This is a genomic window from Pseudomonas sp. KK4 (genome assembly GCF_001984065.1).
Taxonomy (GTDB): domain Bacteria; phylum Pseudomonadota; class Gammaproteobacteria; order Pseudomonadales; family Pseudomonadaceae; genus Aquipseudomonas.
In genome coordinates this window covers 1-7,854 of record NZ_LYVP01000176.1, presented here as the reverse complement: position 1 = coordinate 7,854, position 7,854 = coordinate 1, and the positions used below count along the sequence as shown (strand labels likewise).

The 7,854-nt window shown below is 61.6% G+C and carries 7 protein-coding genes; 2 read left to right on the top strand and 5 right to left on the bottom strand.

Annotation, left to right across the window (positions count from 1 at the left end):
- Positions 1 to 25 precede the first annotated feature (25 nt).
- Together B0W55_RS27845 and B0W55_RS27840 are read right to left on the bottom strand one after the other, a co-directional pair.
- Positions 26 to 658, bottom strand: coding sequence for a response regulator transcription factor (locus tag B0W55_RS27845; protein ID WP_077049118.1), 633 nt, complete (start codon positions 656 to 658; stop codon positions 26 to 28).
- Between the two features lie 26 nt (positions 659 to 684).
- A complete protein-coding gene (locus B0W55_RS27840; protein WP_077049117.1) occupies positions 685 to 2,049 on the bottom strand; it encodes a cache domain-containing protein in 1,365 nt (454 codons plus the stop codon).
- A gap of 396 nt (positions 2,050 to 2,445) precedes the next feature.
- On the opposite strand from B0W55_RS27840, the gene B0W55_RS27835 reads away from it, so the two are divergent.
- Entirely contained in the window at positions 2,446 to 4,503 is a 2,058-nt protein-coding gene (locus B0W55_RS27835) for a carbon starvation CstA family protein (protein WP_077049116.1), read from the top strand.
- A gap of 15 nt (positions 4,504 to 4,518) precedes the next feature.
- Positions 4,519 to 4,716 carry a YbdD/YjiX family protein gene (locus tag B0W55_RS27830; protein WP_046042517.1) on the top strand — a complete coding sequence of 66 codons (198 nt, stop codon included), beginning with the start codon at positions 4,519 to 4,521 and terminating at the stop codon, positions 4,714 to 4,716.
- Positions 4,717 to 4,845: 129 nt separating this feature from the next.
- Here B0W55_RS27830 and B0W55_RS27825 read toward each other — a convergent pair whose 3' ends face one another.
- Genes B0W55_RS27825 through B0W55_RS27815 form a run of 3 tightly spaced genes read right to left on the bottom strand, consistent with a single transcriptional unit; the run spans position 4,846 to position 7,621 of the window.
- A complete protein-coding gene (locus B0W55_RS27825) occupies positions 4,846 to 5,526 on the bottom strand; it encodes a GntR family transcriptional regulator (protein WP_077049115.1) in 681 nt (226 codons plus the stop codon).
- Between the two features lie 25 nt (positions 5,527 to 5,551).
- Positions 5,552 to 6,256: a FadR/GntR family transcriptional regulator gene (locus B0W55_RS27820; protein WP_077049114.1), complete on the bottom strand. Its 705-nt coding sequence runs from the start codon at positions 6,254 to 6,256 to the stop codon at positions 5,552 to 5,554.
- Positions 6,257 to 6,307: 51 nt separating this feature from the next.
- Positions 6,308 to 7,621 carry a C4-dicarboxylate transporter DctA gene (locus tag B0W55_RS27815; RefSeq protein WP_077049113.1) on the bottom strand — a complete coding sequence of 438 codons (1,314 nt, stop codon included), beginning with the start codon at positions 7,619 to 7,621 and terminating at the stop codon, positions 6,308 to 6,310.
- Between the last annotated feature and the right edge of the window lie 233 nt (positions 7,622 to 7,854).

Sequence of the window (7,854 nt, the reverse complement as noted above, 5' to 3'; positions counted from 1 at the left end):
ACGACGGTGTGCGTATCAGGGGAAATCAGCGGGAAATGATCCCGTGATCGATGGCGTACTTGACCAGGGCGGCCGGTTTGTCGATGTTGAGCTTGCGGCGGATGCTCAGGCGATGGGTTTCCACGGTGCGCACGCTGATGTCCAGGTCGCGGGCCATTTCCTTGTTGTTCATGCCCTGGACCATTTTGTACAGGACCTGGCTTTCGCGGGGCGTCAGTTCGTTGTCGGTGTTCTTGTCGGCGATCAGGCGCTGAGCGATGTCGGCGCTGTAGAAGGTGCCGCCACTGGTGATCGCTTCGATGGCCGCGATGATTTCCCGCGAGGGCGCGTTCTTCAGTACATAGCCGCTGGCGCCGGAGCGCACCGACTCACTCACGTATTCGTAATTGTCGTACATGCTCAGCACCAGCACCTTGAGCGACGGGTACTGGCTGCGCAGCATGCGGGTCAGTTCCAGGCCGTTCATGTCGCCCAGGCTGATGTCCACCAGTAACAGGTCCGGCTGGCAGCGCCCGACCATCTCGATCGCCTCGGCACCGTTCTCGGCTTCGCCCACCACTTCCAGCGGCGCCATGACAGACAGCAGCGCCTTGATGCCGTCACGGACCAGGGAGTGATCATCGACGAGCGCGACGCGAATCGGGGAGGGCAGGTTCATGGCAGGCATTCACTCTTGTTATCGGATCAGCTGTGTTTGGCACCGGACGGTTTCATCGGCAGCATGACGTCCAGTTCACTTCGGCCCGGTACCGAAGTCAGATCGAACTGGCCGCCGAAATGTTCGACACGTTCACGGATGTTGCGCAGGCCGATGCCGGCTTGGCGACGTTCGACCTGGGCGACGTTAAAGCCGACACCGTCATCGACCACTGTCAGGCGCACGTTGTCCTTGCAACCGTGCAGGGTAATGGAAACATGTTTGGCCCGGGCGTGTCGTTCGATGTTGGTCAGGCCTTCCTGAACGATGCGAAACAGCGACACCGCCGCGCCATCGACCAGTTGGCAATCGAATTCATTGTCGACGTAGCTCACCGTCAGCCCGCTGCGCTGCTCGAATTCCGCCGCCAATTGGCCGATGGCCGCTTGCAGGCCGAGAGTATCGAGCAGGGACGAACGCAGGTCGTGGGACAGGCTGCGCACCTCGCCGATCGCCTCGCCGAGGCGATCGGTGGCATCGAGCAAAATGCCCAGGCCCTTGTCCTGGCCCTTCTCCAGCATATGGCTGGCCAGTTCGAACTGAAACTTGATCGACACCAGCACCTGGCTGATGCCGTCGTGCAGCTCACGGGACACCCGCGAGCGTTCTTCCTCTTGCAGGCTGACGATACGCTGGGTCAGGCGCTGCAGCTTTTTGTCCGCCAGGCGATGTTCGCTGACGTTGAGGGTCATGCCGGTGGCGAACACGAACAGCACCGCCACCAGCGCCACCACGGCAATCGCCATCATGGTCTTGCGGATGCCCATGGCCACTTCCGCGCGGGCCTGTTGGGTGGCGCGCTCGACGTCCTCCAGGTAGATGCCGGTGCCGAGCATCCAGCCCCAACGATCGAGCATGACCACGTAGGCCAGTTTGTCGGTCACCTGGCCGGAGGAGGGCTTGTTCCAGGCGTAGCGCTGAAAGCCTTCGCCCGATTGCGCGCTTTTGAGCAGGGCCTGGATCACCGGCAAGCCGTGGGGGTCTTTCATGTCCCACAGGTATTGGCCCACCAGGTCGGACTGGCGCGCGTGCATCAGGCTGCGGCCCTCGCGGTCATAAACGAAGAAGTAACCGTTGATGCCGAAGCTGAGCTTGCGCAGTTCTTCCAGCACCTGTTTCTGCGCCTGGGCGTCGCCATGGCCGTCGTCGTACAGCGGCTCGATCAGGCTTTGCGCCATCTCCACGTAGTTTTTCAGTTCCGCGCGCTTGCTCGCCAGGATGCTGTCTTCGATCAACTGCGCCTGCTGATCCCCCAGTTGCCGGTTCAGGGAAATCACCAGACCGCAGATCACGGCAATGGCCAGCACCAGCGGCAGAATCCCGAGCGCGACGATCTTGTGTTTGAGCTGCATCAGGGCTCCTGGCCGGGACGAGGGGGGAGGCGAAAGGCCGGCATCATAGGCCAAAGATACGCCCGCCGAGTAGCGCTGCTGGACGGAATGACCGGTGGCGTCGATCCATTGGTCGAACACAAACCCTGTGGGAGCGGGCTTGCTCGCGAATGCAATCTGTCATTCAACATCCATGTCGCCTGACAGAACGTCTTCGCGAGCAAGCCCACTCCCACAGGGTGTTGCATTTCAATCAGTTGGTCCAAGGGTGTCTACGTAGAACTACGTAGACACCACGTACGTAGTAACGCGGATTTATTTGTGGACGCCATGCGCGGATATTGGGCCAGCTCCGCATAGCGGACACAATTATAAAAATTACCGCCGCAGTCACGAGCTGTCGGCAGGAGACCCTATATGCCCCGTCTGGCTAAACACCTCGCCTGGTTTGCCGTGGCTGTCCTGGGAGCGATTGCGCTGAGTGTCGTGGCCCTGCGCCGCGGCGAAGCGATCAACGCCCTGTGGATCGTCGTTGCAGCTGTCGCCATCTACCTCGTTGCCTACCGTTACTACAGCCTGTTCATCGCCAATAAGGTGATGCAGCTCGACCCCAACCGTGCCACGCCCGCCGTGCTCAACAACGATGGCCTGGACTACGTTCCGACCAACAAACACGTGCTGTTCGGTCACCACTTCGCCGCCATCGCTGGCGCAGGTCCGCTGGTCGGCCCGGTGCTGGCCGCGCAGATGGGCTACCTGCCCGGCACGCTCTGGCTGATCGCCGGCGTGGTGCTGGCCGGTGCCGTGCAGGACTTCATGGTCCTGTTCATGTCCACCCGCCGCAACGGCCGGTCGCTGGGCGACATGGTCCGCGAAGAAATGGGCCGTATCCCCGGCACCATCGCGCTGTTCGGCTGCTTCCTGATCATGATCATCATCCTCGCGGTGCTGGCGCTGATCGTGGTCAAGGCCCTGGCCGATAGCCCATGGGGCATGTTCACGGTGATGGCGACCATCCCGATCGCGATGTTCATGGGCATCTACATGCGCTACATCCGCCCGGGCCGCATCGGTGAGATCTCCGTCATCGGCGTGATATTGCTGCTGGGTTCGATCTGGCTGGGCGGGCAGATTGCCGCTGACCCGGTGTGGGCCAAGGCCTTTACCTTTACCGGCGTGCAGATCACCTGGATGCTGATCGGCTATGGCTTCGTCGCCGCGGTATTGCCGGTGTGGCTGATCCTGGCACCCCGTGACTACCTGTCAACCTTCCTGAAAATCGGCACCATCGTCGCCCTGGCGATCGGCATCCTGGTGACCATGCCCGAGCTGAAAATGCCGGCACTGACCCAGTTCATCGACGGCACCGGCCCGGTGTGGAAGGGCGGTCTGTTCCCGTTCCTGTTCATCACCATCGCCTGTGGCGCGGTGTCCGGCTTCCACGCGCTGATCGCTTCCGGCACCACACCGAAGCTGCTGGCCAGCGAAGGCCATGCCCGCTACATCGGTTACGGCGGCATGCTGATGGAATCCTTCGTGGCCATCATGGCCATGGTTGCCGCGTCGGTGATTGAGCCAGGCGTGTACTTCGCCATGAACAGCCCGGCGGCGATTGTGGGCGCTGACGCTGTGTCGGTCGCTCAAACGGTCAGCAGCTGGGGCTTCTTGATTACCCCGGAAGCCTTGCAAGCGGTGGCCAAGGACATCGGTGAAACCACCATCCTGGCCCGTGCCGGCGGTGCACCGACCCTGGCCGTGGGTATCGCGCAGATCCTGCACCACGTCCTGCCGGGTGAAAACACCATGGCGTTCTGGTACCACTTCGCGATCCTGTTCGAAGCGCTGTTCATCCTCACCGCTGTGGACGCTGGCACCCGTGCCGGTCGCTTCATGCTGCAGGACTTGCTCGGTTCCTTCGTGCCGTCGCTCAAACGCACCGAATCCTGGACCGCCAACCTGATTGCCACCGCCGGTTGCGTGGCCATGTGGGGTTACTTGCTGTACCAGGGCGTGATCGACCCGTTGGGTGGCATCAACACCCTGTGGCCGCTGTTCGGCATCTCCAACCAGATGCTGGCCGGTATCGCCCTGATGCTGGGCACCGTGGTGCTGATCAAAATGAAGCGCCAGCGTTATGTGTGGGTGACCCTGCTGCCCGCCGCATGGCTGCTGATCTGCACCACCACCGCCGGTTTCATCAAGCTGTTCGACGCCAACCCGGCGATCGGTTTCCTGGCCCTGGCCAAGAAGTACAGCGATGCCCTGGCCAACGGTCAGGTGCTGGCCCCGGCCAAGAGCATCGACCAGATGCAGCACGTGATCTTCAACGCCTACACCAACGCGACGCTGACCGCGCTGTTCCTGTTCGTGGTGCTGAGCATCCTGTTCTTTGCCATCAAGGTCGGCGTCGCCGCCTGGGGTACCAAGGAACGTACGGATAAAGAAGCGCCATTTCAGGCGATACCGGAAGTTTGATCGAGGATTTGCCGCATGTTCAATGACCTCAGTCGCCTCGGTAAGTACCTCGGTCAGGCCGCGCGCCTGATGGTGGGGATGCCCGACTACGACAACTATGTCGAGCACATGCAGAACAAGCATCCGGACAAACCGGTGATGGACTACGAGGCGTTCTTCCGCGAACGCCAGGAGGCCCGTTACGGCAGCAAGGCGGGGCCGAAGTGTTGTTGATCCTGTAGGACGGTATTACGCAACACCCTGTGGGAGCGGGCTTGCTCGCGAATGCGGTGTGTCATTCAACATTGTGCTGACTGACACGCCGCCTTCGCGAGCAAGCCCGCTCCCACAATTGTTTTGCACCTACATGGCAACGCGTTGTTGCCTCAGGGCGTTCAGCAACATTCCTTCCAGATGATTCAGGTGCTGCCCAAGCATCGATACAGCCATCGCCATCTCCTGCTGTTCAACCGCATCCAAAATCCCTTGGTGAACCTGCCAATCGCAATAGTCCTCGTCCTGCGCGTCAAACTGCGCAATCGCCAGGGATGTCAGCGGCACCAGGCTGCCGAGAAAATGCGCCAGCGGTGCATTGCCGGCCATGTCTGCCAGTTCCAGATGAAACTCCCCCGACAAGCGCAGCGCCCGGCCGGGTGTCGAGCAGTGCCGTTCGCGTTCAATGATTGCATGCAGACGGGCCAAATGATCTGGCTGAGGCTGCTGACAGGCCAACCGCACCAGCGTGATCTCGGCCAGCCGCCTCGCATGCAGCGTTTGCCGGGTCTGTTCGGCCTCCATCGCCGCGACGCGAGGGCGGTGGTTGGGGCGCAGGATGATGATCTGTTGATGGGACAGACGGGTCAGGACACCACGAACTTCACTGCGTCGAGCACCAAACGTCTGCCCCAGGCTGTCTTCGGTCATGCGGCTGCCGGGGTGCAGGCGCTGTTCGAGAATGGCCTCGAAGACCCGCGAATAAAGATCATCCGCCGACAGGGAAAAGGGCAGGTCGACTAGAGTTTGCGGTGAGGCGAAGCTGTTCATGGCCTGTCTCCGGTTGCGGGTGGATTCAACGGCTGAGGTTGTCTTCCGGAATGTTCAGTTCGATGCCCATGCGCTGGCCTTCGCGAAGGATGTGCCGACGCATTTCGGCGCTGGCCTGGGCGCTGTTCTTGCTGCGGATCGCGCGCACCACGGCTTCGTTTTCTTCCAGGCGTTCGGCCAAATGCTCGGGTGAGTTGCGCAGCACATCGGCACTTTGCTTGAGGGCATTGCTGGTCTGCTGCACCACGCTCTGGAAGATCGGATTGGAGGTGAGCGTGAACAGCTCTTCATGAAACGCGATGTAGGCATTCACCCCGGCTTCGCTGTCGCCGGCGTCCAGGGCTTCGCGCATGTCCATCAGGGTCAGGCGCAGTTGCCCGACTTCCTTGCTGCTGATCGATTGCGCGACCAGGCCGACGATGAAGGGTTCGAGGGTGTAGCGCAGTTGCAGGACGTCTTCCAGGCTGGCGCCGGCCACTGCGCTGTCGTGGCTTTGGGCGTCGCTGAGGTTGGCGTCCAGCACCACCACGCCTTTGCCCGGCATCGAGCGCACCAGGCCGAGGGTTTCCAGCACGGTCACCGCTTCACGCAGGCTCGGGCGGCTGATGCCCAGTTGTTCGGCCAGTTCACGCTGGCCCGGCAGCATATCGCCGGAGCGCCACTGACCACGGGCCAATGCGGCCCGAAGTTTTTCTACCACTGAATTGACGACGGTTGACGAGGTAATCACTGTTCGCTCCAAGTCGCGATCAAGGTGCCCGCCGAGGCGGGCACGCGTTGTTCAAAATTCCTGCTGGTGCGCCGCGGCGCCCGGTTTTCTCGGCTGGAAGGTATATCCCACCTGGCCGGACAGCACCTTGTTGGCCCGCTGGATATCGATGTCTTTCTCCCAGCGCGCGATGGCCACGGTGGCGACGCAGTTGCCGATCAGGTTGGTCAGCGCCCGGCCGATGCCCATGAACCAGTCCACCGCCAGCACCAGCACCAGGCCGACCACCGGAATCGCCGGAATGGCGGTCAACGTCGCCGCCAGAATCACCAGGGCCGACCCCGGGATGCCGTGGGCGCCTTTGGAGGTGATCAGCGACACCAGCAGAATGGTCAGCAGGTCGGTCATGGCCAGCGGCGTGCCGGTGGCATTGGCGATGAACACGATGGCCAGGGTCAGGTAGATCGAGAAGCCATCGAGGTTGAACGAGTACCCGGTGGGGATCACCAGGCCGACGGTCGAGCTGCCGATGCCCAGATGCTCGAGCTTGCGCATGATTTGCGGCAACACGGCGTCGGAGGAGGCGGTGCCCATGACGATCAGCAGTTCTTCGCGCAGGTACTTGAGCAGCGGCCACATGCGCAGGCCCGACACGCGCATCACCAGGCCGAGAATCAACGCCACGAACGCGATGCACGTCAGGTAGAACAGGCCCACCAGGCTGCCCAGGTGCTGCAGCGAATCCAGGCCATATTTGCTGGTAGTAAAGGCAATCGCACCGAACACGCCGATCGGCGCCAGGCGCACGATCATGCCCATGATGCGGAAGATTACGTGGCTCAGTTCATTGATCAGTCGCGAGATACCCGACGCGGCTTCGCCCACCAGGTTCAGAGCGCTGCCGAACAGCACCGAAAACAGCAGCACTTGCAGGATGTTGTTGTCGGCGAAGGCACCGATCACCGAGGTCGGGATCAGGTCCATCAAGAACTGCGTGGTGGTGTGCATGTGCTGGCCGCGCTGAGCGATGTCGCCCATGTCGGCGGCGGACAGTTGATCCAGATGAATGTTGGCGCCGCTGCCGATGCCGGTGGTGAAGGCGAACACCAGGCCGATCACCAGCGCCACTGTGGTCAACACTTCGAAGTAGATCACCGATTTGAGACCGATGCGGCCGACCTTCTTCAGGTCGCCGGCGCCGCTGATGCCGCTGACCACCACGCAGAACACGATCAGGCCGATGAGCATCTTGATCAGTTTGATGAAGGCGTCGCCCAGGGGTTTGAGTTGGGCGGAGTATTCGGGAAGGGTCAGCCCGCAGACGATGCCGAGCACCAGTCCGAGAACCACTTGGAGGAAGATTGAACGCGAGCACCATCTGAGCATGGGAGGAATCCTGGTCGGTGTCCTGGCTACCGTGCGCGGGGCGCATCAGATGCAGGACTTAATTATTGTGGTCTTACCGGTATGTCCAGTGCAGGCGCAGTCTAGGCTGGATTTTCAGGCGAATACAAGGGGAAAGCGAAAAATTGGCATGACCGGTCTGACCAGTGGTGGACACTGGTCAGCAAGCAGGGGTCAAGGGGGGAAACGGGTATCAGGGGGAGATCGAGCAGGGG

Coding starts and splice junctions, on each gene's coding strand:
- B0W55_RS27830 (WP_046042517.1), top strand. CDS start 4,519: ATGTTCAATGACCTCAGTCGCCTCGGTAAGTACCTCGGTCAGGCCGCG.
- B0W55_RS27840 (WP_077049117.1), bottom strand. CDS start 2,049: ATGCAGCTCAAACACAAGATCGTCGCGCTCGGGATTCTGCCGCTGGTG.
- B0W55_RS27845 (WP_077049118.1), bottom strand. CDS start 658: ATGAACCTGCCCTCCCCGATTCGCGTCGCGCTCGTCGATGATCACTCC.
- B0W55_RS27815 (WP_077049113.1), bottom strand. CDS start 7,621: ATGCTCAGATGGTGCTCGCGTTCAATCTTCCTCCAAGTGGTTCTCGGA.
- B0W55_RS27825 (WP_077049115.1), bottom strand. CDS start 5,526: ATGAACAGCTTCGCCTCACCGCAAACTCTAGTCGACCTGCCCTTTTCC.
- B0W55_RS27835 (WP_077049116.1), top strand. CDS start 2,446: ATGCCCCGTCTGGCTAAACACCTCGCCTGGTTTGCCGTGGCTGTCCTG.